This is a genomic window from Nisaea sediminum (assembly GCF_014904705.1).
In the GTDB taxonomy this organism is placed as follows: domain Bacteria; phylum Pseudomonadota; class Alphaproteobacteria; order Thalassobaculales; family Thalassobaculaceae; genus Nisaea; species Nisaea sediminum.
In genome coordinates this window covers 107,395-133,885 of the sequence record NZ_JACZCQ010000009.1, presented here as the reverse complement: position 1 = coordinate 133,885, position 26,491 = coordinate 107,395, and the positions used below count along the sequence as shown (strand labels likewise).

Below are 26,491 nucleotides of genomic sequence, written 5' to 3'. Positions count from 1 at the left end.
GAATGGCCGGCTCCGGCTAGGCAGCTTCCTGACGGGGCACCAGGGCGGCCGCCTCGCGGATCACTTCCGGGCGGGCGCCGTCGAGATGTGCGTTCTCCGAGAGATGCCGCCGCCAGGCGCGCGCACCGGCGCGGCCCTGGAAGAGGCCGAGCATGTGCCGGGTGATGCTTTTCAGCGGCACGCCCTCTGCCATCCGGGCGCCGGCATAGTCCACCATCGCCTCGGCGATTTCCCACGGGTCTACCGTCGCCCCGGTCTCGCCATAGAAGCGACGATCGACATCTGCGAGGACCCACGGCGTCTGGTAGGCCGCACGCCCGATCATCACCCCGTCGACATGGGCGAGCTGCTGCTCCGCCTCGTCGAGGCTCTGGATGCCGCCGTTGATGGAGACCGTCAGATCCGGCCGCGCCTGCTTCATCGCATGGACAAGCGGATAGTCGAGTGGCGGGACATCCCGGTTCTCCTTCGGGCTGAGCCCCTGCAGCCAGGCCTTGCGGGCATGGACGATGACATGCCGGCATCCCGCATCGCTGACCTGCCGGATGAAGTCGGGAAGCACCTCCTCCGGCACCTGGTCGTCGACGCCGATGCGCGACTTCACCGTGACCGGGATCGAGACCGCTTCACTCATTGCCTCGACGCAGCGCGCGACAAGATCCGGCTCGCGCATCAGGCAGGCGCCGAAGCTGCCGGACTGCACCCGGTCGCTTGGGCAGCCGACATTGATGTTCACCTCGTCATAGCCTGAGGCCTCGGCCATCCGGGCGCATTCCGCCATCGCTTCCGGCTCGCTGCCGCCGAGCTGCAGAACCACCGGGTGTTCCGTGCCGTCAAAGCGCAGGAACCGCGCCGCATCCCCGTGCAGCAGCGCGCCGGTCGTCACCATCTCGGTATAGAGCACCGCCCGCCGGCTGATCAGCCGCAGGAAATAGCGGTCGTGCCGGTCGGTCCAGTCCATCATCGGTGCGACGGATATGCGGTGTGGTTGCGCGGCGGCCTGCATGCGCTCCTCGTACGGTTGCGCGGCACTCGTTTCGTCCGTTACGCGCCCTTTATGGTCATCCGCGCGCGCAACCTCAAGTTTTTGCGGAATCAGGGAGCATGCCGGCGCAAGGCGGGATCAGTCTGCCCGCTCGGCACGCACGACGATCTCCTCAGGGATCTGCTCCGATTTCCGCGAGGCGATCCGTGCCCGCAGCATGAGCACGAGAAAGACGATAGTGACGCCGACGGCGGTCACGCGCGCCATCTCCTCGCCGAGAAAGAGCCAGGCCCAGAACACGCCGAAAACGAGTTCCAGGACCATGATCATGCCGACGTCGGAGGCGCTGATGTATCTCGTGCTGGCAGAAAGGAGCGCCACGGACACCGGCACGACCACCAAGCCGAGCGTCAGCAGATAGGGAATGTCGGCCGCGACCACAGCGGGCATTCCGCCCACAGCCAAACCAACGACCGAGGCGAACAGGCCCGACAGGGCCAGCGCCTGCGGCGCATAGGGTTTGAGCCTGCTCCTGAGAGCCGTCAGGTATCCGCCGACACAGAGAACGATCAGCACGCTCACCCCGTAGCCGAGAGGATCTCCGGCCGCCCAGTCCCCGCGCGCGACCAGGGCCGCCCCGAAGGAGGCGCCGATGAGAGCGAAGATCAGAGACGTGTCCAGACGCTCGCCGAGAAAGACCCGCGACAGCAGGGCGGCGCCGAGCGGAATGGTCGCGACGAATGTAAGCACGCTCGAGACAGGAATGAGTTTTGCCGCGAGGACGAAGGCGACCGTGCTTCCGCTGAACAGCAGACCGGTCAGCAGTGTGCCGGCGCTTGGGACGCGGAAGAACCGTTCCCGCATTCGCGGATGCAGTGCAGCGAACAGCGAAAACGAGATCGCCGTCAGCCCGCCACGCCAGACGATGACCGTCCAGCTGTCAGCACTGATCATGCGGATCAGGGGAACATCGAAACTGAGAAGCAGGATCCCCGCGACCGCCAGGAGGGCGCCCTTGTGATACATCCCATCTCTGTACAGCCAGGAAGACCGATAGGCCATGCCTGATACGGCAGGTAGGCCCGCGCGTTCCCCTCATTACTTGAAAACCAGTTGACAGTGCGCCGGCGGCGAAAATAGCATGCCGCACAACTAATATATTAGATGATTTAACATCTTAATAATCCACAGGGAGGATCTCATGACCTTTACAAGGAAACTGCTCGGAGTCTGTGCGGCCGCCGCCATCTGCATCGGCACCGCCATGCCCACGATCGCGGCCACGACCCTTCGCATCGGCACCGTCCTCGCGCCGGACGATCCGATGGGCCGGGGGCTCGACAAGTTCAAGTCAGAAGTGGAAGCGGCCACCAAGGGCGAAGTCCAGGTGCAGGTCTTCCATAGCTCGCAGCTTGGCGACACCACCGAGATGATCGACCAGGCACGCGCGGGCGCGAATGTCGGCACCGTGACCGACGTGGCACGGCTCTCCAGCTTCGTGCCGTCGCTCGCCATCATGTCGGCGCCGTTCCTGTTCGATACCTACGACCAGGCCGACAAGTTCGCGCTGTCCGAGGAATATCTCGCCTGGGGCGACACGCTGAAGGAAAAGTCCGGCCTCGTGATGCTGGCCTCCAACTGGTACCAGGGCCCGCGTCATGCGCTGACCCAGAAGCCGATCTCCGGGCCGGCGGACCTCAAGGGCGTGCGCATGCGCACCATCGGCGCGCCGATCTGGATCGAGACTATCCGCGCCATGGGTGCGGAGCCCACCCCGATTGCCTGGGGCGAGGTCTATTCCGCCCTGCAGATGGGCGTGATCGACGCCGCCGAAGCACAGCCGACGGCAATCAAGGGCGCGAAGCTCTACGAGGTCATCAAGCACGTGACCAAGACCGGCCACATCCAGCTCGTGACCGCGCTCGTGGTTTCCGCCGAAGCCTGGGACCAGATCTCAGCGGAGAACCAGAAGATCGTGCGCGATCTCGCCGTGGAGAACGGCCGCTACGCCTCGCAGCTCACCATCGATCTCGGTGAGAAGGCGCTGGCCGACGTCGCCGCGAGCGGCGTCACCATCTCGGAAACCGATCTCGCGCCCTACAAGAAGGCCGTATCCGGGGTCTACGAGTTGCTGAACCTCAACAAGGAAGTCGCGATCGTGAACAAGGTTCTCGGACGCTAATCCGCACTTCCGCGCGGCGCAGGCTCAGAAACAAGGCGGCCCCATGTTGAGACGAATTGAATATGCCTGCGCCGCGCTGCTGCTGGTCGCCGTGGTGCTCCTGGTCGGTATCGCCTCCGTCGCCCGGGCGACGGGGTCGCCGATCATCTGGTCGATCGAGGTGGCGCAGCTGCTGTTCCTCTGGCTCTGCATCCTCTCGATCGATCTCGCCCTGCAGCACGACCGGCATTTCGGCATCGGCCTGCTGCTCGACAACGTGCCGCCAGGTGCCCGCAAGCTGGTCGAGATCGTCAATCTCCTGGTGATGATCGGGTTGCTAGCCTACCTGATGCGGTTCGCCTGGAAGAACACCATCCTGATGCATCCCCGGCTCGACGGCGCCCTGCAGATCCCCGGCTCCTATTTTCACGCCAGCATGGTGGTGGGTTTCGCGCTGATGATGCGGACGCTCGCCATCCAGCTTCTCCAGCGTGTCCGAAGCAAGGCCTGACATCAGATGCTGACTCTCATTGCAGCGCTCTTCCTCCTCTTCCTGCTGAGCGGACTGCCGGTCGCCTTCGCACTGGCGCTGGCCGCCTTTCCGGTCTTCACCCTGACCGGCACGATGCCGCCGACGGTGGCGATCCAGAAGATGGTGACCGCGACACAGAGCTTTCCCCTTCTCGCCGTTCCATTCTTCATCTTCGCCGGCAACCTGATGAACTCGACCGGCATTACCGAGCGGCTGATCACCTTCGCCCGCCTCCTGACCGGCTGGCTCGCCGGCGGGCTCGGCCAGGTCTCGATCGTCCTCAGCCTGATGATGGGCGGGATCTCCGGCTCCGCCGTCGCCGACGCCTCGATGGAAGCGCGGCTGCTGGGACCGAGCATGATTTCCAAGGGCGGCTATTCGAAAGCCGCGACCGCGGCGGTCCTCGCTTTCGGCTCGATCATCACCGCGACGATCCCGCCGAGCATCGGGCTGATCCTTTTCGGCTTCATCAACGAGGTCTCGATCGGCCGCCTGTTCCTCGCCGGCGTGGTGCCCGGCATCCTGCTGACCGCGACGCTGATGCTGACCGCCTGGATCGTCGCCCGGCGCAACGGTTACGCGGCGGACATGAAAGAACTGCCGACAACGGCGGGGCTCTGGGCGAGCTTCAAGGAAAGCGCCTGGGCGCTCGCCTTCCCGGTGATCCTGATCGTCGGCTTCCGCTTCGGCTTCTTCACCGCGACCGAGGCCGGCGCCTTCCTGGTGTTCTACGCCCTCTTCGTCGGCACCGTGATCTACCGGGAACTGACGCTGGCGAAACTCTACGAGGCAATCCGGAGCACCGTGACCGATCTCGGCATGGTCATGCTGCTCATAATGATGGCGGCAGTCCTCGGTTACGCCGTCACACTCGAGCAGGGACCGCAGCAGATCGCCGCGATGGTCACCACGCTCACCTCGGAACCGTTCTTCATCCTCGCCCTCGTGCTCCTGCTGCTGCTGGTCAGCGGCATGTTCCTCGAGGGCGCGGCAAACATCCTGCTGGTGACACCGATCGTGCTGCCGGTGCTGGTGCAGGCGGGGTTCGACCCGGTCCATATGGGCATCCTCATGGTCACCCTGATCAATATCGGCGGCCTGACGCCGCCGGTCGGCGTCATCATGTTCACGGTCTGCGGCATTCTCGACGTCAAGACCGGCGCCTTCTCGAAAGCGTCGGCACCCTATTTCCTGGCCCTCTTCGTCTTCCTGCTGATGCTGGTCGCCTTTCCGGCGCTTTCGCTTTTCATGCCGGGACGGCTCATGTAGGTCATGAGATCGCGCTAGAACGAGGTAATTGCATGAACTTCGGTTCCCTGTCCGAAGCCCTGATCAAGGCGTCAGACGACCTGACGGCCCCGAACCAGCAAGGCACCGCCGCCGCGCGGGTCTATGCGCGGCTCCGGGCCCGCATCATCTCGCTTGAGCTGCTGCCGGACACAGTCCTCTCGCGCGCCGAGATCGCCAGGGAACACCAGGTCAGCCAGTCTCCCGTCCGCGAGGCGATCCTGAAGCTGGAGCAGGAAGGCCTGGTGGTCTCCTATCCCCAGTCCAAGACGCTGGTGACCCGGATCGATACGGAGCAGGCGCGCGAGACCCAGTTTCTGCGCATCAGCGTCGAGATCGAGGTCGCGAAGACCCTCGCCAAGGCGGGCAACCCGGACCTGCTGCTTCCGACCATCCGGGTCCTCAAGATGCAGAAGATGGCAGGTGAGGATCACGACATTCCGGAATTCACCGCCCTCGACCGGCTGTTCCATCTCTCGCTCTTCCAGGCGGCAGGTGTCGCCTCGCTCTGGCACCTGATCTCGGGGCGTTCCGGCCATATCGACCGGCTCAGGACCCTCAACCTGCCGGACCCCGGCAAGATGGCGCAGGTCCTCGATCTCCACGATCGCATCCTCGCAGCGATTACCGCCGGCGACCTTGAGAGGGTCGAGCTGCAGGTCCGCGAGCACCTGTCCGGGACCATGGCCTCGATCCCGGCGATCATGGCGGCGCATCCCGATCATTTCGAAAAACGGGACTGACTTTCCCTCGGCGGCCGCCAGTGGAAACAATCCTTTCACCTGACAGCACTGGTTTTCTCGCCTCGGAGGCTCACCTGACTCCGCAAGCACTCAGAAGACGCGAGCGGAGACGAGAATGAGCTGGAGCCCCTGCCCCGACCCGGTCCTTGGCGACGAGGCCGCCTGCGACGCGATCGAGACCGTGATCGTGCCGCGCGCCGTCGATCTCGGCGAAATGGAGGTCCGCCGCGCGCTGCCGAGCGTGAAACGGCAGATGGTCGGCCCCTTCATCTTCTTCGACCAGATGGGCCCGGCGGAGTTCCTGACCGACGAGGGCATCGACGTGCGCCCGCACCCGCATATCAACCTTGCCACCGTCACCTACCTGCTGGATGGAGAGATCCTGCATCGGGACAGCCTCGGCACCGAACAGGCGATCCGTCCGGGCGCGGTGAACTGGATGAAGGCCGGGAGCGGCATCGTTCATTCGGAACGCACCTCCGACGACCTGCGGAAAACCGGCCAGCGCCTCTTCGGCCTGCAGACCTGGGTCGCCCTTCCCGAAGCGGAAGAGGAAACGCCACCGGACTTCCTCCATTACGCCGAAGGCGAGATTCCCTCCATCACCGACGGCAAGCTCTCCATGCACCTGATCGCCGGTTCGCTGCACGGGGTGAGCTCGCCGCTCCGGACCGCGTCGGAAACCCTCTATGCCGATATCAAACTCGGCGGCGGCGGATCCTATCAGGTAGAGGCGAGCCACGAGGAGCGCGCGCTCTATGTGCTGACCGGCGAGATCGAGGTCGATGGCGACCGGCACGGGCCGGGCACCCTGCTGGTTATCCATCTCGGCATCCCTGCAATGGTACGCGCCGCACGCGACAGCCGCTTCATGCTGTTCGGCGGCGAGCCGATGGAGGGGCCGCGCTATATCTGGTGGAACTTCGTCTCCTCCCGGCTCGAACGGATCGAGCAGGCGAAGGAGGAATGGCGCCGCGGGCGGTTCGAAACCGTGCCGGGCGACGAGGAGGAGTTCATCCCCCTGCCCGAAGGCAAGGGACGGCCGCGCAGAGCCGTCGGCGGGCGGAGTTTCGACTGAGCGGCAGACCGCAGGAGTTGCAGGCCTCCCGACACCGGACTAGCCTTCGCGAAATCTCGACCGGGGGTCCCATGCCTGCTCTTAAGCGTTTCACCGCGCTCCTGCTCTGCGCTCTCCTGAGCGCCTGCGCGATTTCAACCCAAAGCACCTTCAAAGGCGGCCCCGCCCCCGGCAAGGCCATCGTGATAGTCGGCGGTGCGTTCCTGGTTCCCAATTTCGGACCGGCCGGGCAAGTCGACGAGATCGAGGTGGTGTCGCTTCCGCTGCGCGTCCCGGCGGTCCTCTCCGAGGCGTCCGCATCCTTCAGGCGTTATGACCCGACGACCGGCGACGATCTGGACAAACTCGTCCTTGAAGATCCCTCGCCCGAGCTCATTCCGGTTCCGCTCAGCAAGCCGAACAAGCTTCTCAGCCTTCCAGACCCGGTAGAGAGGTTCGGGTCCACAAATTACGCGATAGTCCAGGTAACGCCGGGCGACTGGTTCCTGGATCGCCAGATCGTCCGCTCGATGAACAGCACCACCATCGTCCGTTCGGTCAAGGAGGACAAATTGCGCGCGGGCGTTCCGGTGTTTCACGTCGAAGCGGGCGAGGTTCTCTATGTCGGCGACGTGGTATTGGCCTCGGGACAATATCTGAGAGATCTCGACCCGCAGAAATACAGCAGGCTCCGTGCGAACAGCTGGAACCTCGCGATTGCCGGTAACGTCGAGGCAATGAAAACGAGCGTCGCGGAACGAATAGATACCAGCCTGATCCGTTATCGCCCGATGACGCAGTTCGGCGAATAATGGACCGCCGAGCGGCCGGAGCGATGCCCCGGCCGCTCGAACGAGCTCAGGAAAATGCGGCTTCAATTTCTGCCGCCGCTTCCGGCCTCACAATATCTGTGATGCCGAGCCCATATGCTCCGCGGATTATTCCTGTGAGGGTTTCGAGCCGATGCGCGACCGGTAGATGCCCCGAGAGCATGACTTCCGGTCCGAGCGACTCCAGCATTCCCAAAATTCCGGCCAATGATGGCCGGTCTATGTTCGCCAGCCAAGGCGCGTCGACGCTCGACCAGGCGATCATGCCTTCGCGCAGCGCCGGCGCCGGAATCTCGTCGATTTCATCGGCGCGGCCTTGCACCAAGGCTCCGAAAGCATCGGCCGCGAACAGGACGCGATCGGTCTCGTCGAAGAATCCCATGGTCTCGGGTGCGTCGTAGTAAGGCGGCTTGACCTGATGTAGCCGGCGTCCGCCGGCCTCGAACACTTCACCCGGCTCCAGGAGACGGAAGCGGTCGGGATCGCCGACCCCCATCAATCCCATCTTTCCAGCCCCGAGGAAACTGGTCACCACCGTGGCGTTGGGTGCCAGCTCCAGAATCCGATCGAGATTCCCGATATGGTCGGCGTCGGTGTGACTGAGCCAGATCCAGCGCAGATCCTCCGGGTCGATCTCCTGGAACAATCTCTCGAGCATCGGCGCGCGCAGGGCGCTCAAACCTGTATCGACCAGTACCGGCTCCGGTCCCTTCATCAGAAACGCATTGACCGGCAACGCGCCAAGACCGGGCACCGGCAGCCAGGACGGAAGAGCCGACCATGTTTCCGTGACGCTCCGGGTCTCGAGCTGGAGGGGTTCAGTGACGTGTTTCATCATTCTCACCATTTTCAATAAACATCATTGTTCACTGAATTTGCGATTAGGCGAGGAATTGCCTCTTGTCAAGATTTCAGTGAACGATCATGTTCACTGAATGAAAGAACGAAAACGCATCTACCTGAAGCGGGAGCGGGCCCGGTCCGAGGAGGCGACGCGGGAGAAAATCGTCGAGGCCACGATGCATCTGCATGAGGAACTCGGTCCACGCGCCACCTCGATCAGCGCGATCGCGAAACGCGCCGGGGTCCAGCGGCTCACGGTGTACCGCTATTTCCCCGACGAAACGTCGGTCTTCCAGGCCTGCACGGCGCACTGGCTGTCCCTCAATCCTCCCCCGGACCCGGAGAGCTGGGCAGAAATCGAAAGCGCCGAAGCGCGCTTTCGGGCTTCGGCCGCGGCCTTCTACAGCTATTTCACACGGACGCGGCGGATGTGGACCATGTCCCATCATGATGTGGCGTTTGTCCCGGCCCTGCAGAAACCGATGTCAGACTTCAGCGAATTTCTCGACAGTGTCTGCGACACTCTGATCACGGCATTCGACGACACTCAAAATCGCGATCGCATCGCCGCCACGATCCGGCACGCCCTCAGGTTCACCACCTGGTCCAGTCTCGACGAGCAGGGGCTCGATGATGAAGGCAAGCTGGACCTGGCTTGCACCTGGCTGCGGGGCGCCCGCGGGGTATAGACGGATCGCCCACGAGGAAACCGGTCAATTGGCAGCAAGGCCGGACCGGCTGATCCGGCCTTGCTGCTGTACGGGCCCAAGCGCCCCATCGACAGGTCGGCGACGGAACGCGATCCCCAAAAGGTTCAGGCAAGCGAGGCTACGGGACGGCGCCACAGCGCAATCGCCTGCAGCTCGGCAAACCCCGCGACCACCACGGCCTGCATCGCGATAAAGGCAATGCCGAGCTGGTTCGGCTGCAACCACGGCCCGAGGATCAGACCCGCACTCGCGATAACCCAGAGGAGATTGGCTACGACGATGATCCAGACCGCCACTGCGGGAGGGCTCTCTCGCCGCGCCACCCAGACGACGAAGCCGACGAATGGCAGCAGGATGAGACCGGCACCGCGCAGCAATGATTCCGGCAGATCGAGTAACCCTGCCAGAAACCCGCCGCCGGCGACCAGCAGGACGACCGTCGCGAGCGTCGCGGCCGCATCGAGCAGCAGCACGTTATTGAGGGCACGCGGAGATGAGAGGAAATTCATGACGTCGCTCCTTGGCTATGACGCGGCGATCCCCGTGACCGCCGCATTGCCGAGGAGCCTCGCCCCGCTCAGGAATGCGCTCAATTAACTCGGAGGTAATTGTTTCGCCTCCTGAGCGCACCTAATCTTGTGCTCCATGACACAGCAGCAACACCCTATCGGACAGCAGCTCCGCGATTGGCGCCGCCGCCGCCGGCTCAGCCAGTTGGACCTCGCGCTCGAGGCGGATATTTCCTCCAAACATCTGAGCTTCGTCGAGACGGGCCGGGCGCGGCCGAGCCGGGAGATGATCCTGCTCCTCTGCGAGCGCCTCGCCGTGCCGCCGCGCGAACAGAACCTGCTTCTTCTGGCCGGCGGCTATGCCCCGCATTTCCCGGCTCGCACGCTCGACGACCCTTCGCTCGCCGCCGCTCGGAAGGCGGTCGAGCAGGTGCTGAGCGGACACGAGCCCTATCCGGCTGTTGCGGTCGACCGGCACTGGTCGCTCGTCAGCGCCAACCGAATGATCCCGCCGCTGCTGGACGGCATATCACCCGCCCTGCTGGAGCCACCGGTCAATGTGCTGAGGATCGCGCTGCATCCGGACGGGCTCGCGCCGCGGATCCGCAATCTCGCGGAATGGCGCCACCACCTGCTGCATCGCCTCCGGCAGCAGATCGAGGTGAGCGCCGATGCCGGACTGATCGAATTGCTTCAAGAGCTTGAATCCTATCCCTTCCGCCGCTCCGGACCTCCGGAGCATCAGGCAGATTATGGCGGCGTATTTGTGCCCCTGGAGCTGGATACGCCCGTCGGCACACTCTCGATGTTCAGCACGATCACCGTCTTCGGAACGCCGATCGACATCACGCTCTCCGAGCTTGCGATCGAGGCCTTCTTCCCCGCCGACGAGCACACGGCGGATCTGCTGCGGACGATAGCCGGCAGCTGAAGCGTTACCTCCGGGGTAATTGGCAGCGTGGCCGGACGGCCGCAGGATGCGCCCGCCTGTTACGATCCGGAGAAATGACATGTCGGCATACGCGATCGGACACCTGACGGCCGTCACGTTCGGCGAGGACATCGTCCGCTACCTCGAACGGATCGACGAGACACTCGCACCCTTCGAGGGGCGGTTCCGCGTGCACGGTGCCCGCGCCGACTGCGTCGAGGGAGACTGGTCGGGCGACCTTATCATCATCGAGTTTCCCGACATGACGCGCGCCCGCGCCTGGTACCGCTCGGAGGAATATACGGAGATCCGTCCTCTCAGGACGCGCAACTCCGCCGGCACGGTGCTTCTGATCGACGGCGTAGCTGATGACCACCGTGCAACCGATATCCTTGCGGGGGTTGCGGCCTGACCTGCTGCGCGAAGGCGCCTCAGCTGACTTCAAAGCTCTTCAGGAAATCCGGGTCCGGTTCGACCCCGAGCCCCGGCCCGCCCGGGAGCGCGACCGTTCCACCACTTTCCTTGACCTGTTCGCCGACCCGGAGCGGTTCGGTCAGGAGTTCCTCGCGGAAACGGTTCGGCGTTGTGTCGTATTCCAGCATCGGCTGCACCGGGTGCGCACTGCCCGGCAAATCCGGCAGGGCCGCAAGCAGATGCATGTTGGTCGCGACCGCAACGGCCGAGCCCCAGACATGGTTCACGATGGGCAGGAAATGCGCCTCGGCGAGGGTCCGGACCTTCAGATATTCGGTAATCCCGCCGAGGCCGCAGACTTCGGGCTGCAGCACGTCGACGCAGCGCTCGCGGATCAGGTCGCGGAAGCCCCAGCGGGTGAACTCCCCCTCGCCGCCCGCGATCGGCATGTCGAGCGCGGTGCAGAGATCCCGGTAGCCCTGCCGGTCCTCCGGCGCCACCGGTTCCTCGAACCAGGCGACGCCGAGCCGCTCCAGCTCGCGCCCGAGCGGGATCGCTTCGCGCGCTGTATAGGCATGATTGGCATCGACCATCAGCCCGGTCTCGTCGCCAATCGCGTTGCGGACGGTCTCGACCAGTTCGACATCGGTCTTTGGATCGATACCGATTTTCATCTTCATGGCTCTGTAGCCGGCATCCCGGATCGCCGCACTGTCGGCGGCAAAGCGCTCCTTCAGGTCCGGCACCCGCTGCAGCATCATGCCGTAACCATAGACAGGAATCCGCTCGCGGAAGGCGCCGCCGAGCAGGCGGTAGAGCGGCACGCCGTGGACTTTGCCGGCAAGGTCCCAGAGCGCGATATCGACGCCGGAGAGCGCCTGCAGCGGCATGCCTTTCTGCCCGTGGTCGCGTAGCAGGTTATAGACCTTGTGCCAGATCACCTCGCGGGCCAGCGGATCCATGCCGAGCACCATGGGCTGGATCACGCGCTCGACGATCGCCTTGTTGGCGAAGGCGATATCTCCGCCGCCGAAACACTCACCCCAGCCGGTCAGCCCCTCGTCAGTCGAGATCTCGACGAGGTGAGTGGTGCGCTTCAGGTAATATTGCTGGGAATAGCCGAGTTCCTCGGCGAGGCCGTATTGCAGCACGTGGCTGCGGATCGACGTGATCTTCATGGCGCGGCGTTCTTCTCCCAGTCTTCTCCGGGAGGTCTTGCCGCCTCCCCGACAGCGAAAGCTTAGGCCGCGCGAGGCTTTACTGAAATCCTCAGTTTCACGCCGCCCGTATGGTCTTCGCATTTATCGTGCGATGCTCGTTAGCTTCCATGCCGCTCACATTCAGCAGCCTGCGGTTGCACGCCTCACATGGGGAAGATAAACACACTGACTGGTCTGAATGGGAGAATGCAGGAATGAATTCTGTGTCGAGTTTCGTCGCAATTTTGTGCCTCGCTTTTCTTGGCGGCTGTGCCACATCAAGCAACCAAGCTTTCGAGAATGGCCCTTCGCCGGACAAGGCGATCGTGATCGTCGGCGGCGCGTACCGCGTGTTCAACCCTTCGCCCGAAGCGGCGGCAAAACTCACCATGATTGCCGAGTCACCGGCGCCAAGATCCTTTGCTGAGGCGCTCGTCCAGTTCCGGCGATACGATTCAGCTAAAGGCGAAAGTCTCGACATCCTTACCCTTTATGAACCTTCGCCAGAGCTATTCACGGTGTGGGTTGGCAAACCCGATTTGATCTACGACCCGGCCAGCGAGACCGAGCGGTTTACCGAAACCAACTACGGGATGTTCGAGATCACACCCGGAGATTGGTATCTTGATGGCCAGATAATGCGTTCCTACGGGCAGAGGACAGTCATCAAATCCCTGAAAGACAAAAAGATGCGGCCAGGGGTGCCCGTTTTCAGCATTAAACCCGGCGAAGTGCTCTATATCGGCGATGTGATTCTGGCCTCTGGCAAATACCTGATCGAGGCAAACCCTGAAAAATTTGGACTTCTTCGGTTTGAGAGCTGGAACCTCGGCATCACGTCCGATGTCAGCGCCATGAAAACAAATGTTGCCAAGCGCATTGATACGAACCTGATCAAACACCGGCCGATGACCCAGTATCGTCCTTGATACGAATTCGGGGGCCTTTGAAATCCTTCCCTAGCCGGCGCGTGCCGCCCGCGCGCTGCGCCGGGTCGCCAGCAACAGATTGGTTTCAGATGCGGCGACTCCTTCGATCAGCCTGATCCGGCGCAGAACATCGTCGAAATCCGTCAGCGTCTCGGCGCCGATCTCCGCGATCAGGTCCCACCTTCCGTTGGTCGAGTGAATCGCGCCGACCGCACCGATGCCGGTCAGCTGGCGCACCACATTCTCCGTCCCGCGCCCCTCGATCTCGATCAGCATGATGCCGCGCACCGGCATTTCCTGAGCGTCGCCCCGAAGCACCACGGTATAGCCGAGAATGTGCCCGTCACGCTCCAGCCGCTCGAGGCGGCTGCGCACCGTCGCCCGGGAGACCTCGAGGATCGCGGCGAGCTCCGAAATCCCGGCGCGGCCGTCCCGGCGCAGGGCCGCAATGAGTCTCTCGTCAATCGCATCCATTGATCAAAACGTCACTTTTGCTTATCGATCTGGTGATATACTCTATCATTTTGCGCGAATTGCTATCTTTTTTGCGCCATCGCCCTGCCCGCATAGTTCGACAGGTTTGTCGGCGGGCTGCTTTCCTGATCGACAGAGTGGAGCAATCAATGACCGATCGCCGTTCCTGTGTACTTGTCGGCGCCCCCGTGCAGATCGGGGCAGGCCAACCGGGCTGCCTCATGGGACCGGACGCCTTCCGGACCGCCGGACTCGGTCGGGCGCTGCAGAGCCTCGGTCATGCGGTCGAGGATCTCGGCAACTGCGCCGCCGCGCCGCTCGACGAACGGGTCCATCCAAACAGGGCGATCAAGAACCTGACTGAAACCGCCGGCTGGGTGCAGACGCTGACAGAGGCGGCCTACGAGGCCAAGCAGGACGGACGCACGCCGATCTTCCTCGGCGGAGATCATGCGCTCGCGGCGGGGACGCTTCCCGGCATCGCCAAGGCGGTCCGTGACGAAGGTCGCGAGCTCTTCGTGCTCTGGCTCGACGCCCACACCGACTATCACAGCCTCGACAGCACCGAGAGCGGCAATCTGCATGGCGTACCGGTCGCCTATTTCACCGGCCGCGGCGGCTTTGAGGGCTATTTCCCGCCGCTCGAGATTCCGGTGAAGCCCGAAAACATCACCATGATGGGCATCCGCTCTGTCGATCCGGCAGAGCATCGCGAACTGCTGGAGCAGCCGATCGAGGTGTTCGACATGCGGGCGATCGACGAGCACGGCATCGGCGCGCTGCTGGCCGATTTCCTGAAACGCGTCGAGGACGCGGACGGCGTCATCCATGTCAGCCTCGACGTCGATTTCCTCGACCCGGAAATCGCGCCCGCGGTCGGCACCACGGTCCCGGGCGGCGCGACCTTCCGCGAAGCCCATTTGATCATGGAAAAACTGAACGATTGCGGCCGGGTCGGCTCGCTCGATCTCGTGGAGCTGAACCCGTTCCTCGACGATCGCGGAAGGACCGCCCGCCTCATGGTCGACCTGACCGCGAGCCTCTTTGGCCGCAAGGTCATGGACCGGCCGAACCGACCTTACTGAGACCACGCAACCACGGAGACCATCATGGGCCACGCCGCCGCAGACCTCATCGCCACGGAACAGCGCCTCGGCGCGCATAACTACAAGCCGCTCGATGTTGTGCTGACGCGCGGCGAGGGCGTCCATGTCTGGGACGTGGACGGCAAGCAGTATCTCGATTGCCTCTCAGCTTATTCCGCCGTGAACCAGGGCCACTGCCACCCGAAGATCTTCGAGGCGATGGTGACCCAGGCAAGGAAGCTCACCCTCACCTCCCGCGCCTTCCACAACGACCAGCTCGCCGGTTTCTACGAGGACATCGCGCGGCTCACAGGCTCCCACAAGGTGTTGCCGATGAACTCCGGAGCCGAGGCGGTCGAGTCCGCGATCAAGGCGGTCCGCAAGTGGGGCTATGAGACCAAAGGCGTGGCTGAGAATCAGGCCGAGGTGATCGTCTTCACCAACAATTTCCACGGTCGCACCATCGGCGTCGTCGGCTTCTCCACCGACCCCGTCGCGCGCGGCAATTTCGGCCCCTTCGCCCCGGGCTTCCGGGTGGTGAGGTTCGGCGATATCGACGCCTTCGAGCAAGCGATCACGGCGAATACCGTCGCGGCCCTGATCGAGCCGATCCAGGGCGAGGCCGGCGTGATCATTCCGCCCGTCGGCTATTTCACGCGGATGCGGGAACTCTGCACCGAACACAACGTCACTCTCATTCTCGACGAGATCCAGACCGGCCTCGGCCGCACCGGCAAGCTGCTGGCGGAGGAGCACGAGGGCATCGAGGCGGACGTGACACTGGTCGGCAAGGCGCTCTCCGGCGGCTTCTATCCGGTCTCGGCCGTGCTCTCGAACTCGGACGTGCTCGGCGTGCTGCAGCCGGGCCAGCACGGCTCGACCTTCGGCGGCAATCCGCTCGCCTGCGCCATCGCGCGCGCCGCGCTCGACGTGCTGGTGAACGAGGGCATGATCGAGAACTCGGCCGAACAGGGCGCCTATTTCAAGAAGGAGCTCGAGGGCATCCGCTCGAACGCGGTGAAGGAAGTCCGCGGCCGCGGCCTGATGCTGGCGGTCGAACTGGAGCCGGAAGCGGGCGGCGCGCGCAAATATTGCGACGCCCTGAAGGAGCGCGGGATCCTCGCGAAGGATACCCACGAGCACTCGATCCGCATCGCTCCGCCGCTGGTCATCACCCGCGACCAGGTGGACTGGGCTCTGGAACGTTTCAGCGACGTGCTGACCAACGTCCACTGAGGGAAGGTCGCCGCCCTAGCTGCGGGCGAGCGCCTGCAGCCCGAGCAGGCCGGGCTCCGGATGGGTGATGCGGTGGACGGCGACGTTTTCCAGATATGCGCTCATCCGGCCCTTCGCGTTGAAGGCAGCCCTGAAGAGGTCCGTGCGGAACCGGTCGCCCAGATTCTGCAGCACCCCGCCGGCGAGATAGACCCCGCCGCGGGCGCCGGCGGTGAGTGCGGCATTGCCCGCCACCGTCCCGAGAAAGCCCGAGAACCGCTCCACCGCCTCGCGGGCCGCGGGACAGCCTTCCCTGTCGAGACGCTCGACGACCTCCTCGCCGCGCGCGGGCTCGAGGTCCAGGCCATCGCGTTCCGCAATGGCGGAGAACAGGTTCACCAGGCCCGGTCCGGACAGTACGTCTTCGGCCGAGACATGGCCGAGACGCCGCGAGAGCCGGGCGACGAGATCCGCCTCCGCGTCGCTGGAGGCGGCCAGAGTGACGTGCCCCCCCTCGCCCTCGAGAATGCGCCAGGTCTCGCCCGCGGGCACCGTGATACCGACCCCGAGGCCGGTTCCGGGGCCAAGCACCAGTTTCGGCATCCGCGCCACCTCGACGCCGGTCTGCACGGTATCGAGATGCCCGTTCGCGAAATGCGGCAGCGCCGCCGCCACCGCCGCGAAATCGTTCATCAATCCGAAACGGGACCAGCCGTAACGTTCGCGCACGGCGTCCCGGGAAAACTGCCACGGGCAGTTGGTGAGACGGATCCTGTCGCCCGAAACCGGACCGGCGACCGCGACGATCGCGCTGCGCGGCCGCTCTGCCGGGGCAATCCCGTCGAGATAGAGATCGAGAGCGGCCTCGAAACCGGCATGCTCCTCGGTCTTGAAGACCCTCTCGCTCCTGAGACCGGCACCATCCGTCAGCGCCAGCCGCAGATTGGTGCCGCCGAGGTCCCCGATCAAAGTCCACACACTCATTCGCCGCCCGTACTCCGAATATCAGCCGCAAGCAGAGCCTAGCATGTCCGGGACGTCGCGCGAGGCCGCAGGCCGGATCATCACACGACTTCCGGATCCGCTGACGGAGGCGTGACTTCACAGCAGGCCGGAGATCAGGCATATGCGACATCAGGCGAACACGGGAATATGCTGATGGAAAGCATCTATTACGTCCTCTCCTGGGCCTGTCACCGGCGCTGCAAGCATTGCTACGAGGAGCGCTTCCGGCCCTATGTGCGCGACGAGTTGAATGCCGTCGTCAGTGCGGCGGAGGAGAATTTTCCGAAGATCATCGCGAACCTTCCGGAGCGCCTGACCTATCTCGATCTGCAACAGCCGGACGATTCCGCTGCCGGCGGGTATGTCGAGCGGACCAGCCGGGTGATCGTCTCCGGCGGCGAGGTGCTGCTGGACCCGGTGCGCGAGACCATCCTCTATCCGGCGCTGGAACAGATCCGCGACAAGTACCGGGCGCAGGGCGGAGTGAAGCTTGTGGTACAGACCACCGGCGACCTCTTGACCGAACAGATCATCGAGGAGCTGCTGGAGCGCGGCATCTACATGATCTCCGTCGCGGGCATGGACGATTTCCATGTCGGCATGGAGGGCGAGAAGCGGGTCCCGCTGCAGGAGCAGCTGGTTTCCTGGTTCGAGGCGGCCGGCATGCGCCCCTTCCTGCATGATCCGAAAGTCCGTGCCTGGGACGATGACGGCCCCAACTTCTCCTTCTTCGGCGCGACCGAGGATGCCTGGATCGGCAAGATCTGGCCGCGCGGCCGGGCCTGGTCGAACGGCCTGTCCCGCGCCACCATCGCGGACAATTTCTGCAACGCCTGGTCGGGTGGCCTCAATTTCCTCAATCGGCGCTATTCCGGCTCCGAGGTCTCCATCGATCCGAACGGAGACGTCTTCCCCTGCTGCCTGAAGACCAAGGCACCGCTCGGCAACCTGACCGAGGAGCGGCTGGAGGACATCATCGACAGCCTCGTTGGCCATCCGGCGTTCGAGGCGATCTCGATGGGCCATCCCGAGCGCATGGGGATCTCCCATGGCTGGGATGTGGAAACGTTCCTCAAGAAATCCGAAACAGTGACGGTCGACGGCCGCCCCTACCGCAATCTCTGCATCGGCTGCGACCGCTTCCATACCGAAGTGCTCGCGGGCGTGCTCGAGGAGGCGCGGCTCAAGCGCCTTTCCCTCAGGAGCCAGGACGCGGCCGACTAGGCCTGCTCACCTGTCCCTGGGACCGCTGGACGCCAGCAGAACCGAATAGACGCTCGTCGTCGCGGTGATGAAAAGCCGGTTCCGTTTCGGTCCTCCGAAGCAGAGGTTAGAAACGGTTTCGGGAATGAAGATCTTCCCGATCAGCGTCCCGTCGGGATCGTAGCAATGGACACCGTCCGCGGCGCTGGTCCAGATCCGGCCGCGATTGTCGAAGCGGAAACCGTCAAAGACGCCTTTCTCGCACTCGGCGAACACCGCGCCGCCCGTCAACCGGTTGTCTTCGGTCACGTCGAAGACCCTCATATGCCGCGGCCCGTCCGGATAGCGGGTCGCACCGCTGTCCGCGATGTAGAGCTTCGACTCGTCGAGCGAGAAGGCGAGCCCGTTCGGGCAGGTGAAATCGTCTGTGACCTGGGTGATCTTCCCGGTCGCGCCGTCGATCCGGTAGACATGCTGGCCGCCGATCTCCTCCTCGCTCTCGAAACCCTCGTAGTCGGATTCGATGCCGTAGGCAGGGTCGGTGAACCAGATCGAGCCGTCGGACTTCACCACCACATCGTTCGGACTGTTGAATCGCTTGCCCTCGAACCGGTCGGCAAGAGTCTCGATCGTGCCGTCATGGTTCATCCGCGTAACGCTTCGGCTGCCATGCTCGCAGCAGATCACCCGCCCCTCCCGGTCGAGGGTACTGCCGTTCACGTTGGCGCCCTCGTTGGCACGAAACACTCCGACCGCGCCCGAACACTCGTCCCAGCGCATCCGCCGGTCGTTCGGAATATCGCTCCAGATCAGCGATTTGTAGGCGGGGACGTAGACCGGCCCCTCCGTCCATTTCCCGCCGGTCCAGATCCGTTCGACCGTCTCGATGATCTTGACACTTCTCCTGAACCGCTCGTCGCGGAACTCATAATCGCTTGCGGCCATGTCCCATCCCCCCGAATGAAAATTTTCGACCATTCTTGCGCAACCCCGACAGGAGGTCTTCCCATTTTCCGTCCAAATCGGCAGGCTCCCTCACAACAAACGGAAAGACAGGGGGAAACGATGGAACAGCGCTACGATGCCAAGGCCCTGGCGGACTTCGCGACCGATCTCTTCGAGGCGGCCGGGCTTGACCGGGACAAGGCCGGGACGATCGGCCCGCTGCTGGTCGAGGCCGATCTGATGGGGCACACCACTCATGGCCTGCAGCTCTGCGCGCCCTATCTGAAAGCCCTTGAGGACGGGACTATGGAAAAGCGGGGCGGTCCCGAGGTGCTGAGCGACCGCGGCGCCGTCGTTACCTGGGACGGCCGCCGTCTGCCCGGGGTCTGGCTGACCGCCCGGGCCGTCGACTTGGCCGTCGAGCGCGCCAGGCTCTACGGCACGGCCAGCATCGCGATCCGCCGGAGCCATCACATCGCCTGCCTCGCCGTGTTCCTCGAACGCGCCACCCGTGAGGGCTGCATGGTGCAGATAACGTCCTCCGATCCCGCGGTTGCCAGCGTCGCGCCCTATGGCGGCACGGAACCGCTCTTCACGCCCGACCCGATCGCCGTCGGCATCCCGACCGGTGGCGACCCCATCCTGATCGACACCAGCGCCTCCATCACGACGAACGGGCTGACCGGCCGGCTCCATGGCGAGGGCAAGAAGCTTCCCGGCAAATGGGTGCAGGATGCGGACGGCGAAGCGAGCGACGACCCGGCGGTCCTGTTCACCGATCCACCCGGAACCATCCTGCCGATCGGCGGGAAGGAATACGGGCACAAGGGCTATGGCCTCGCCCTGATGATCGAGGCCCTGACACAAGGCCTCGCCGGACACGGGCGGGCGGACCCGGCGGAGGGCTGGGGCGCGGGCGTCCACATTCAGGTGAGCGATCCGACGGCCTTTTCCGGGCGCGATGCCTTCATCCGGCAGATCGATCACATCGTCGAACGCTGTCATGCCAACAAACCGGTCGCGGGGGGCCCGCCCGTCCGGTTGCCGGGGGAAAACGCGCTCGCCAAACGGGAGAAAGCGACTGCTTCAGGAGTTGTTCTCTATCCCGGGATACTGGACGCGTTGAAGCCTTGGGCTTCGAAATACGGACTGGTGCCGCCAATTTCCCTGCGAGCCAATGCACATTGATATAATCTATTGATAAATAACAATAATCAGCACAAATACACATAAAAATAATTTATTTATTGCAACGCAATATTTCCGGGATGCGACGGCTTCAATTCCTTGCAAACGGGATGTCAGCCTGCAATGCTTCCGGCTCCAATCGGTCCGGACGTCCCGTCCGACTTGGCGGACCGGCATCGGCAGATGCCTCTGCTGCAAAAAAACCGGTCAATGAGCAGGAGTGGACATGAAAAGATTAATTGCTGCGTCAGCGTTAGCCTCGCTGACGCTCGTTTCCGCAGTTCCGGCGGCCCTCGCCGGCAAGGCGGACGACACCCTCAATATCGTCTGGGAACGCGAGCTGGAAAACGTTGATTTCTATTTCAACACGGCTCGCGAAGGCATCATTTTCTCGCGGCTGACCTGGGACGGTCTGCTGTATCGCGACCCGAAGACGATGGATTACGTCCCGCTGATCGCGAAGTCCTACAAATGGGTCGATGACGTCACGCTCGAATTCGTTCTTCGCGAAGGCCTCACGTTCCATAACGGCGAGGAACTGGACGCCGACGACGTGGTCTACACCTACAACTGGGTCTCCGATCCGGCGAACGGGATGAAGACCCCGAGCAACGTTAACTGGATCAAGACGGCCGAGAAGGTCGACAAGTACAAGGTGCTCGTCCACCTGAAAGAGCCGTTCCCGGCAGCGCTCGAATTCGTCTCCGGCACCCTGCCGATCTATCCGAAGGACTATTATTCGGAAGTCGGTCCGGACGGTATGGGCCTGAAGCCGGTCGGCTCCGGCCCGTACAAGGTTCTGGAAGTCGAGCCGGGCAAGAAGGTCGTCTGGGAAAAATTCGACGGTTACATGAAGGACGGCCCGAAGGGTACGCCGACGATCGGCAAGATCATCCAGCGCACCATTCCGGAACGTAACACCCAGATCGCCGAGCTGCTTGCCGGCCGTGCCGACTGGATGTGGCGTGTTCCCGCCGACCAGGCCGACCGTCTGCAGTCTTCCGGCAAGGTCCAGGTCGTCAACGAGCAGACCTTCCGCATCGGCTATCTGACCATGGACGCGACCGGTGCCGTCGCCGACACGCCGCTGAAAGATGTTCGGGTCCGCCAGGCGATCTCCCACGCGATCGACCGCAAGGCCATCGTCGAGGCTCTCGTGCGCGGGAAGTCCTCCGTCGTCGACTCGGCCTGCTTCCCGTCCCAGGTCGGCTGCACGACGGACGTTCCGAAGTACGAATACGACCCGAAGAAGGCGAAGGCCCTGCTTGCCGAAGCCGGCTATCCGGACGGATTCACGATCGACTTCTACGCCTATCGCAACCGCGATTACGCAGAAGCGATGATCGGCTTCCTGAACCAGGTCGGCATCAAGGCCAACTTCAGCTTCCTGAAATACGCGGCCCTGCGTGACAAGATCCGGGCCAAGGAAGTGCCGTTCGCCTTCATGACCTGGGGCTCCAACTCGGTAAACGACGTTTCCGCGATCACCAGCCACTTCTTCGGCGGCACCAACGACGACCTCGCGAAGGACCCGAAGGTTCAGGAACTGCTGAACAAGGGCGACACGACCGTCGACCTGAAAGCGCGCGAAGCGGCGTACAAGGAAGCCCTGACCATCATCGCGGAAAAGGCCTACTGGCTGCCGCTCTGGTCCTACAACACCAACTACGCGTTCTCTAACGACCTGAATTTCACTCCGACCTCGGATGAAATCCCGCGGTTCTTTAACGCGAGCTGGAAATAAGATCTAATCGCACCGGCCCCTGCAAAAGCGGGGGCCGGATGCCACCCCTCAAAGAACAAACGCGCCGCCGGCAAAACGCGGCGGGCGCGCGGGACGCACGATAATGCTGGTCTACACGCTGAAGCGCCTCTTCATAGCGTTTCTGGTCGCGCTTACAGTTTCTCTGATCACCTTCTCACTGACCTATGTGGCGGGAGATCCCGCGACGGCGATCGCCGGCGAAGCGGCGACGGAAGCCGACATTGAATATATCCGGGAACTCTACGGTTTTGACCGTCCGATCCTGATCCAGTATGCGGAATGGTTCCTGAACGCGATGCAGGGCGATTTCGGTCAGAGCTTCTATTTCAAGCTCCCGGTCGCCGACATCCTGTTCGATCGCCTTCCGATTTCCATGACCCTCGGGGTCTGCGCCATTACCTTCGCCATCGTCCTCTCCATTCCGCTCGGGGTGCTGGCGGCGATGCGGCCGAACAGTATCCTCGACCGGCTCGCGCTGGGTATTTCCGTCGTCGGACAGGCCATGCCGAGTTTCTGGTTCGCGCTGGTGCTGATCGTCGTCTTCGCCGTCGAGTACCAGATCCTGCCGACCACCGGGTCGGACACATGGCAGCATTTCATCCTGCCGACCATCGTGCTCGGCTATTACGCAACGCCGGCCATCATGCGGCTGACGCGGACCGGCATGCTCGAAGTGCTGGGCTCTGACTATATCCGCACCGCACGGGCCAAAGGCCTGCCGCAACATGTCGTGCTGTTCAAGCACGCGCTGCGCAATGCCGTGATCCCCGTCGTCTCGCTGGCGGCGGTCCAGTTCGGCTTCATGCTCGGCGGGTCGATCGTGATCGAAAGCATTTTCGCGCTGCACGGAGCGGGCTATCTCGCCTGGGAATCGATCGGGCGGAACGACCTGCCGGTTGTGCAGGCGGTGGTCCTGATCTTCTCTCTCTTCTACATCGTTTTGACTTTTCTCTCGGATCTGCTGAATGCCTGGCTCGATCCGCGGATCCGGGTGGGCTGAAGCCATGACAACGACCATCGCAAATCGCGGCCTGCCCGCCGCCGAGGACATCGTCGGCCCGACGCCGGGCCAGCAGCTTCGCCGCCGCATCTTCGGGCACCTTGGCCTGATGATCGGCGGAGGCATCCTCCTCGTGATGTTCCTGATGGCGCTCACCGCGCCGTTCCTCGCACCGCACGATCCCTATGCCCAGGAACTGCTCGCCCGTGTGAAGCCCCCGGTCTGGGTCACGGGAAACTGGGACCACATTCTCGGAACCGACCAGCTCGGCCGCGACTACCTGTCCCGCCTCATGTATGGCGCCCAGATCTCCCTGCTGATCGGCTTCGCCGCCGCCTTCATTTCCGGTGTGATCGGCACAGCCATGGGTGTGGCGGCGGGCTATTTCGGCGGCCGGGTCGACATGGTCGTGACCTTCCTCATCACCGTGCGCCTCTCCATGCCGGTTGTGCTCGTCGCCCTTGCCGTCGTGGCTCTGATCGGCGGCTCTCTGACCGTGGTGATCAGCGTGCTCGGCCTGCTTCTCTGGGACCGCTACGCGGTTGTCATGCGCTCCGCCACGCTGCAGATCCGGCAGATGGACTATGTCGCCGCCGCGAAGGCGGTCGGCTGCTCCACCCCGCGCATCCTCCTGACCGAGATCATGCCGAACATCGTCAATAACCTGATCGTGGTCGCGACCCTGGAGATGGCCCATGCGATCCTGCTGGAAGCGGCCCTTTCCTTCCTCGGCATGGGCGTGCAGCCCCCGACCCCGTCCTGGGGCCTGATGGTTTCGGAAGGCAAGGACTACATCCTCTTCGAGTCGTGGATGATCATGATCCCCGGCGTCGCTCTCTTTCTGCTCGTTCTCGCGATCAATCTGGTCGGCGACGGCATCCGCGACGTGACCGCACCGGAGGCAAGAAATTGATGCATCACCCGACGAATTCCGGAACTGGAGCCTAACGTGTCAGCCGTTCTCGAAGTCAAAGGCCTCACAGTCGATATTCCGGTCGCGGCCGGTGACCTGCATGCCGTCCGCGGCATCGATTTCTCCGTCGACAAGGGCGAGACACTCTGCATCGTCGGCGAGTCAGGTTGCGGCAAGTCCCTGACCTCGCTCTCCATCATGGGGCTGCTGCCCAAGCGGGCGAAGATTGCCGCCGACAAGATGGAATTCGCCGGCACGGATCTGCTCCGTATGAAGGAAAAGGAACTGGCGTCGATCCGCGGCAACCGGATGGCGATGATCTTCCAGGAGCCGATGACCTCGCTCAACCCGGCCTACACCATCGGCAATCAGCTGATGGAACCCTATGTCCGGCACAAGAGAGCGAGCGACAAGGAAGCCCGCGAGCGGGCGATCTATCTCCTGGAACGGGTCGGCATCACCGCCGCCGCCAGCCGTCTCTCGCAGTATCCGCACCAGCTTTCGGGCGGTCTGCGCCAGCGCGTCATGATCGCGATGGCGCTGATGTGCGATCCGGAACTGATCATCGCGGACGAGCCGACGACGGCGCTCGACGTCACCATCCAGGCGCAGATTCTCCATCTGCTGGCGGAGCTCCGGAAGGAGTTCAACTCGGCCCTGATCCTGATCACCCACGATCTCGGCGTCGTTGCCCGGGTCGCGGACAAGGTCGCGGTCATGTATGCCGGCAAGATCGTCGAGGCCGGAACCGTCACCGAGATCTTCAACAAGCCGCTGCATCCCTATACCCAGGGCCTGATCAACTGCATCCCGGTACCGGGCAAGACCGCCCGCGGCTCGCGTCTCGGTTCCATTCCGGGGATCGTTCCCACCCTGATCGGCGACATCAAGGGCTGCAGCTTCCGCAACCGCTGTGCCTTTGCGCATGACGCCTGCGACACAACCGATCCGTACCACACCCTCGCGCCGGGGCGCGGCTACCGCTGCACCCTCGACGTCGCGACCTGTGAAGCCAATGCCAAGGAGCTTGTATCCGCATGACCGGAGCGACCGTCCCTCCCGTCCTCGAAATGCGGGACGTCACCAAGACCTTCATGATCCGCCGGGGCATCTTCAGCCCGAAACAGCCGCTGCACGCGGTCAACGGCATTTCGATCAAGATCGAGAAGGGCGACGTGCTCGGCCTCGTCGGCGAATCCGGTTGCGGCAAGTCCACGCTGGCGAAAATGCTGCTCGGTCTCGAGCCGCCGACCTCGGGCGAGATCTTCATCGACGGCGAGCCCGCCTATCAGGGCGGCAGCCGGACCGCGATCGCGCGCCGGATCCAGCCGATCTTCCAGGATCCCTATTCCTCGCTGAACCCGCGCAAGACCATCGGCTCCATCGTCTCCCTGCCGCTGCGCGTGCACAAGGTCGGTGCCCCGTCGAGCTGGCGCAAGTCGGTCGAGGATATCCTCGATATCGTCGGTCTGCCGCGCCGCGTCTATGACAGCTATCCGAATCAGCTTTCCGGCGGCCAGCGCCAGCGCGTCGCCATTGCCCGGGCGCTGATCATGAAGCCGGAAATCGTCATTTGCGACGAGCCGACCTCCGCGCTCGACGTTTCGGTCCAGTCGCAGATCCTGAACCTTCTGATGGATCTCCGCGAGGAACTGGGCCTGACCTACGTGTTGATCAGTCACAACCTGGCAGTGGTCGAGCATATCGCGACCAAGGTGGCGGTGATGTATCTCGGCCGCATCGTCGAGGAAACGGACACCGCGGCCCTGTTCGAAAAGGCGCGGCATCCCTATACCGAGGCCCTGCTCGGCTCCGTGCTGACGCCGGAGCCCGGTCTCGGCGTTCCGGACAGCGGCCTCGGCATCGCCTTCCCGAACCCGATCAACCCGCCGAGCGGCTGCACCTTCCATCCGCGCTGCGTGAAGGCCTTCGGACCGTGCTCCCAGACCAAACCGCCGGTGATCCAGGATGCCGACGGCAAGGTCGAGTGCCACCTATACGCCTGAGCCCGGGACGATGAGCGGAACCGGCACCACAGGCGTCTTATACCGGGCGCTGGTGCCGGAGGACTTCGACGACGCGGTCGCGCTCTATCGCGCGATGTCGAGCAAACGGACGGTCGCCGAAGGCGATTTCGGGAGGGAGCGCTTTTCCCAGATCCTCGGTCTGCCGGGCACGGCGATCTACGGCGCTGAGCTGGATGGCCGGATCGTCTCCATGGCCACGTCCCATTTACTGCCGAACATGACCTATGGTGGGCGCCCCTATGTGCTCGTCGAGAATGTCGTGACACTGGGCGACTACAGAAACCGTGGTCTCGCGCGCGGCGTGCTGGAAGCGATCATTGCCGCGGCCTGGGGAGCCGACGCCTACAAGGTGATGCTGCTCACCGGCCGCTCCGCCGAGGCACGCGGTTTCTACGAGAAGGTCGGCTTCGACGGGGAAGAGAAGCACGGCATGATTGTCCGGAACCGAACCGCAAGTCAGGCACATAACCGGTAGCCTGCAACGTCACCGTTCTGTCACCGGAATCGGATAGCGTGCGCTTCCCTCCATCGCCCAGCTTCC

At 63.6% G+C, this 26,491-nt stretch carries 28 protein-coding genes; 20 read left to right on the top strand and 8 right to left on the bottom strand.

Annotated features, from left to right (window positions below):
* Nucleotides 1-16: 16 nt before the first annotated feature.
* Entirely contained in the window at nt 17-1,006 is a 990-nt protein-coding gene (dusA, locus tag IG122_RS18610; protein ID WP_193187279.1) for a tRNA dihydrouridine(20/20a) synthase DusA, read from the bottom strand.
* 117 nt (nt 1,007-1,123) lie between these two features.
* Entirely contained in the window at nt 1,124-2,011 is an 888-nt protein-coding gene (locus IG122_RS18605; RefSeq protein WP_193187276.1) for a DMT family transporter, read from the bottom strand.
* Nucleotides 2,012-2,186: 175 nt separating this feature from the next.
* Here IG122_RS18605 and IG122_RS18600 point away from each other — a divergent pair, with 175 nt between their 5' ends.
* The 6 genes from IG122_RS18600 to IG122_RS18575 all read left to right on the top strand — a co-directional run bounded on the left by IG122_RS18600 (nt 2,187) and on the right by IG122_RS18575 (nt 7,577).
* Entirely contained in the window at nt 2,187-3,167 is a 981-nt protein-coding gene (locus IG122_RS18600; protein WP_193187273.1) for a C4-dicarboxylate TRAP transporter substrate-binding protein, read from the top strand.
* Nucleotides 3,168-3,210: 43 nt separating this feature from the next.
* Nucleotides 3,211-3,657 (top strand): TRAP transporter small permease, encoded by a 447-nt coding sequence (locus IG122_RS18595; protein ID WP_193187270.1) that lies wholly within the window; start codon nt 3,211-3,213, stop codon nt 3,655-3,657.
* A 6-nt stretch (nt 3,658-3,663) separates the two neighbouring features.
* Complete coding sequence (locus IG122_RS18590; RefSeq protein ID WP_193187267.1) at nt 3,664-4,947, top strand: TRAP transporter large permease; 1,284 nt, start codon at nt 3,664-3,666, stop codon at nt 4,945-4,947.
* Between the two features lie 32 nt (nt 4,948-4,979).
* The gene (locus tag IG122_RS18585; RefSeq protein ID WP_193187264.1) at nt 4,980-5,708 is read left to right on the top strand and encodes a GntR family transcriptional regulator; all 729 of its coding nucleotides are present in this window, start codon (nt 4,980-4,982) and stop codon (nt 5,706-5,708) included.
* A gap of 115 nt (nt 5,709-5,823) precedes the next feature.
* A complete protein-coding gene (locus IG122_RS18580) occupies nt 5,824-6,786 on the top strand; it encodes a pirin family protein (RefSeq protein WP_193187261.1) in 963 nt (320 codons plus the stop codon).
* Nucleotides 6,787-6,857: 71 nt separating this feature from the next.
* Nucleotides 6,858-7,577 (top strand): hypothetical protein, encoded by a 720-nt coding sequence (locus tag IG122_RS18575; protein ID WP_193187258.1) that lies wholly within the window; start codon nt 6,858-6,860, stop codon nt 7,575-7,577.
* 46 nt (nt 7,578-7,623) lie between these two features.
* Here the strand turns inward: IG122_RS18575 and IG122_RS18570 are convergent, their stop codons facing one another.
* Nucleotides 7,624-8,331, bottom strand: a complete 708-nt coding sequence (locus tag IG122_RS18570; protein ID WP_264299734.1) for an MBL fold metallo-hydrolase — start codon at nt 8,329-8,331, stop codon at nt 7,624-7,626.
* Nucleotides 8,332-8,530: 199 nt separating this feature from the next.
* Between IG122_RS18570 and IG122_RS18565 the strand changes: the two genes are divergently transcribed.
* Nucleotides 8,531-9,127 (top strand): TetR/AcrR family transcriptional regulator, encoded by a 597-nt coding sequence (locus IG122_RS18565; protein ID WP_193187252.1) that lies wholly within the window; start codon nt 8,531-8,533, stop codon nt 9,125-9,127.
* A gap of 125 nt (nt 9,128-9,252) precedes the next feature.
* Here the strand turns inward: IG122_RS18565 and IG122_RS18560 are convergent, their stop codons facing one another.
* On the bottom strand, nt 9,253-9,657 hold the full coding sequence (locus tag IG122_RS18560; RefSeq protein WP_193187249.1) for a hypothetical protein: 405 nt from the start codon (nt 9,655-9,657) through the stop codon (nt 9,253-9,255).
* A 136-nt stretch (nt 9,658-9,793) separates the two neighbouring features.
* Between IG122_RS18560 and IG122_RS18555 the strand changes: the two genes are divergently transcribed.
* Nucleotides 9,794-10,588, top strand: coding sequence for a helix-turn-helix domain-containing protein (locus IG122_RS18555; protein ID WP_193187246.1), 795 nt, complete (start codon nt 9,794-9,796; stop codon nt 10,586-10,588).
* A 79-nt stretch (nt 10,589-10,667) separates the two neighbouring features.
* Nucleotides 10,668-11,000, top strand: a complete 333-nt coding sequence (locus IG122_RS18550; RefSeq protein WP_193187243.1) for a DUF1330 domain-containing protein — start codon at nt 10,668-10,670, stop codon at nt 10,998-11,000.
* Between the two features lie 19 nt (nt 11,001-11,019).
* Here IG122_RS18550 and IG122_RS18545 read toward each other — a convergent pair whose 3' ends face one another.
* Complete coding sequence (locus IG122_RS18545) at nt 11,020-12,180, bottom strand: mandelate racemase/muconate lactonizing enzyme family protein (RefSeq protein ID WP_193187240.1); 1,161 nt, start codon at nt 12,178-12,180, stop codon at nt 11,020-11,022.
* A gap of 236 nt (nt 12,181-12,416) precedes the next feature.
* Here IG122_RS18545 and IG122_RS18540 point away from each other — a divergent pair, with 236 nt between their 5' ends.
* Nucleotides 12,417-13,130, top strand: a complete 714-nt coding sequence (locus IG122_RS18540; protein ID WP_193187237.1) for a hypothetical protein — start codon at nt 12,417-12,419, stop codon at nt 13,128-13,130.
* A gap of 30 nt (nt 13,131-13,160) precedes the next feature.
* Here IG122_RS18540 and IG122_RS18535 read toward each other — a convergent pair whose 3' ends face one another.
* Nucleotides 13,161-13,604 carry an Lrp/AsnC family transcriptional regulator gene (locus IG122_RS18535; protein ID WP_193187234.1) on the bottom strand — a complete coding sequence of 148 codons (444 nt, stop codon included), beginning with the start codon at nt 13,602-13,604 and terminating at the stop codon, nt 13,161-13,163.
* 149 nt (nt 13,605-13,753) lie between these two features.
* Here IG122_RS18535 and rocF point away from each other — a divergent pair, with 149 nt between their 5' ends.
* Both rocF and rocD read left to right on the top strand, forming a co-directional pair.
* Complete coding sequence (rocF, locus tag IG122_RS18530; protein ID WP_193187230.1) at nt 13,754-14,689, top strand: arginase; 936 nt, start codon at nt 13,754-13,756, stop codon at nt 14,687-14,689.
* A 24-nt stretch (nt 14,690-14,713) separates the two neighbouring features.
* Nucleotides 14,714-15,925: an ornithine--oxo-acid transaminase gene (rocD, locus tag IG122_RS18525; protein ID WP_193187227.1), complete on the top strand. Its 1,212-nt coding sequence runs from the start codon at nt 14,714-14,716 to the stop codon at nt 15,923-15,925.
* A gap of 15 nt (nt 15,926-15,940) precedes the next feature.
* On the opposite strand, the gene glk is transcribed toward rocD, so the two are convergent.
* A complete protein-coding gene (glk, locus tag IG122_RS18520) occupies nt 15,941-16,888 on the bottom strand; it encodes a glucokinase (protein ID WP_193187224.1) in 948 nt (315 codons plus the stop codon).
* A gap of 174 nt (nt 16,889-17,062) precedes the next feature.
* On the opposite strand from glk, the gene IG122_RS18515 reads away from it, so the two are divergent.
* Nucleotides 17,063-18,133, top strand: a complete 1,071-nt coding sequence (locus tag IG122_RS18515) for a radical SAM/SPASM domain-containing protein (protein WP_193187221.1) — start codon at nt 17,063-17,065, stop codon at nt 18,131-18,133.
* A 6-nt stretch (nt 18,134-18,139) separates the two neighbouring features.
* Here IG122_RS18515 and IG122_RS18510 read toward each other — a convergent pair whose 3' ends face one another.
* Entirely contained in the window at nt 18,140-19,057 is a 918-nt protein-coding gene (locus IG122_RS18510; RefSeq protein ID WP_193187218.1) for an SMP-30/gluconolactonase/LRE family protein, read from the bottom strand.
* Between the two features lie 120 nt (nt 19,058-19,177).
* Between IG122_RS18510 and IG122_RS18505 the strand changes: the two genes are divergently transcribed.
* The 7 genes from IG122_RS18505 (at nt 19,178) to IG122_RS18475 (ending at nt 26,425) form a co-directional block, all read left to right on the top strand.
* Entirely contained in the window at nt 19,178-20,245 is a 1,068-nt protein-coding gene (locus IG122_RS18505; RefSeq protein WP_193187215.1) for an Ldh family oxidoreductase, read from the top strand.
* A 226-nt stretch (nt 20,246-20,471) separates the two neighbouring features.
* Complete coding sequence (locus IG122_RS18500) at nt 20,472-21,989, top strand: ABC transporter substrate-binding protein (RefSeq protein ID WP_193187212.1); 1,518 nt, start codon at nt 20,472-20,474, stop codon at nt 21,987-21,989.
* A gap of 103 nt (nt 21,990-22,092) precedes the next feature.
* Complete coding sequence (locus tag IG122_RS18495) at nt 22,093-23,010, top strand: ABC transporter permease (RefSeq protein ID WP_193187209.1); 918 nt, start codon at nt 22,093-22,095, stop codon at nt 23,008-23,010.
* A gap of 4 nt (nt 23,011-23,014) precedes the next feature.
* Complete coding sequence (locus tag IG122_RS18490; RefSeq protein ID WP_226893735.1) at nt 23,015-23,923, top strand: ABC transporter permease; 909 nt, start codon at nt 23,015-23,017, stop codon at nt 23,921-23,923.
* 36 nt (nt 23,924-23,959) lie between these two features.
* Nucleotides 23,960-24,964 carry an ABC transporter ATP-binding protein gene (locus IG122_RS18485; protein WP_193187203.1) on the top strand — a complete coding sequence of 335 codons (1,005 nt, stop codon included), beginning with the start codon at nt 23,960-23,962 and terminating at the stop codon, nt 24,962-24,964.
* Nucleotides 24,961-25,929 carry an ABC transporter ATP-binding protein gene (locus IG122_RS18480; protein WP_193187199.1) on the top strand — a complete coding sequence of 323 codons (969 nt, stop codon included), beginning with the start codon at nt 24,961-24,963 and terminating at the stop codon, nt 25,927-25,929. The genes IG122_RS18485 and IG122_RS18480 overlap by 4 nt, the downstream gene beginning before the upstream one ends.
* 10 nt (nt 25,930-25,939) lie before the next feature.
* Complete coding sequence (locus IG122_RS18475; RefSeq protein WP_193187197.1) at nt 25,940-26,425, top strand: GNAT family N-acetyltransferase; 486 nt, start codon at nt 25,940-25,942, stop codon at nt 26,423-26,425.
* Nucleotides 26,426-26,491 lie beyond the last annotated feature (66 nt).

Coding starts and splice junctions, on each gene's coding strand:
- dusA (WP_193187279.1), bottom strand. CDS start 1,006: ATGCAGGCCGCCGCGCAACCACACCGCATATCCGTCGCACCGATGATG.
- IG122_RS18605 (WP_193187276.1), bottom strand. CDS start 2,011: ATGTATCACAAGGGCGCCCTCCTGGCGGTCGCGGGGATCCTGCTTCTC.
- IG122_RS18600 (WP_193187273.1), top strand. CDS start 2,187: ATGACCTTTACAAGGAAACTGCTCGGAGTCTGTGCGGCCGCCGCCATC.
- IG122_RS18595 (WP_193187270.1), top strand. CDS start 3,211: ATGTTGAGACGAATTGAATATGCCTGCGCCGCGCTGCTGCTGGTCGCC.
- IG122_RS18590 (WP_193187267.1), top strand. CDS start 3,664: ATGCTGACTCTCATTGCAGCGCTCTTCCTCCTCTTCCTGCTGAGCGGA.
- IG122_RS18585 (WP_193187264.1), top strand. CDS start 4,980: ATGAACTTCGGTTCCCTGTCCGAAGCCCTGATCAAGGCGTCAGACGAC.
- IG122_RS18580 (WP_193187261.1), top strand. CDS start 5,824: ATGAGCTGGAGCCCCTGCCCCGACCCGGTCCTTGGCGACGAGGCCGCC.
- IG122_RS18575 (WP_193187258.1), top strand. CDS start 6,858: ATGCCTGCTCTTAAGCGTTTCACCGCGCTCCTGCTCTGCGCTCTCCTG.
- IG122_RS18565 (WP_193187252.1), top strand. CDS start 8,531: ATGAAAGAACGAAAACGCATCTACCTGAAGCGGGAGCGGGCCCGGTCC.
- IG122_RS18560 (WP_193187249.1), bottom strand. CDS start 9,657: ATGAATTTCCTCTCATCTCCGCGTGCCCTCAATAACGTGCTGCTGCTC.
- IG122_RS18555 (WP_193187246.1), top strand. CDS start 9,794: ATGACACAGCAGCAACACCCTATCGGACAGCAGCTCCGCGATTGGCGC.
- IG122_RS18550 (WP_193187243.1), top strand. CDS start 10,668: ATGTCGGCATACGCGATCGGACACCTGACGGCCGTCACGTTCGGCGAG.
- IG122_RS18545 (WP_193187240.1), bottom strand. CDS start 12,180: ATGAAGATCACGTCGATCCGCAGCCACGTGCTGCAATACGGCCTCGCC.
- IG122_RS18540 (WP_193187237.1), top strand. CDS start 12,417: ATGAATTCTGTGTCGAGTTTCGTCGCAATTTTGTGCCTCGCTTTTCTT.
- IG122_RS18535 (WP_193187234.1), bottom strand. CDS start 13,604: ATGGATGCGATTGACGAGAGACTCATTGCGGCCCTGCGCCGGGACGGC.
- rocF (WP_193187230.1), top strand. CDS start 13,754: ATGACCGATCGCCGTTCCTGTGTACTTGTCGGCGCCCCCGTGCAGATC.
- rocD (WP_193187227.1), top strand. CDS start 14,714: ATGGGCCACGCCGCCGCAGACCTCATCGCCACGGAACAGCGCCTCGGC.
- glk (WP_193187224.1), bottom strand. CDS start 16,888: ATGAGTGTGTGGACTTTGATCGGGGACCTCGGCGGCACCAATCTGCGG.
- IG122_RS18515 (WP_193187221.1), top strand. CDS start 17,063: ATGGAAAGCATCTATTACGTCCTCTCCTGGGCCTGTCACCGGCGCTGC.
- IG122_RS18510 (WP_193187218.1), bottom strand. CDS start 19,057: ATGGCCGCAAGCGATTATGAGTTCCGCGACGAGCGGTTCAGGAGAAGT.
- IG122_RS18505 (WP_193187215.1), top strand. CDS start 19,178: ATGGAACAGCGCTACGATGCCAAGGCCCTGGCGGACTTCGCGACCGAT.
- IG122_RS18500 (WP_193187212.1), top strand. CDS start 20,472: ATGAAAAGATTAATTGCTGCGTCAGCGTTAGCCTCGCTGACGCTCGTT.
- IG122_RS18495 (WP_193187209.1), top strand. CDS start 22,093: ATGCTGGTCTACACGCTGAAGCGCCTCTTCATAGCGTTTCTGGTCGCG.
- IG122_RS18490 (WP_226893735.1), top strand. CDS start 23,015: ATGACAACGACCATCGCAAATCGCGGCCTGCCCGCCGCCGAGGACATC.
- IG122_RS18480 (WP_193187199.1), top strand. CDS start 24,961: ATGACCGGAGCGACCGTCCCTCCCGTCCTCGAAATGCGGGACGTCACC.
- IG122_RS18475 (WP_193187197.1), top strand. CDS start 25,940: ATGAGCGGAACCGGCACCACAGGCGTCTTATACCGGGCGCTGGTGCCG.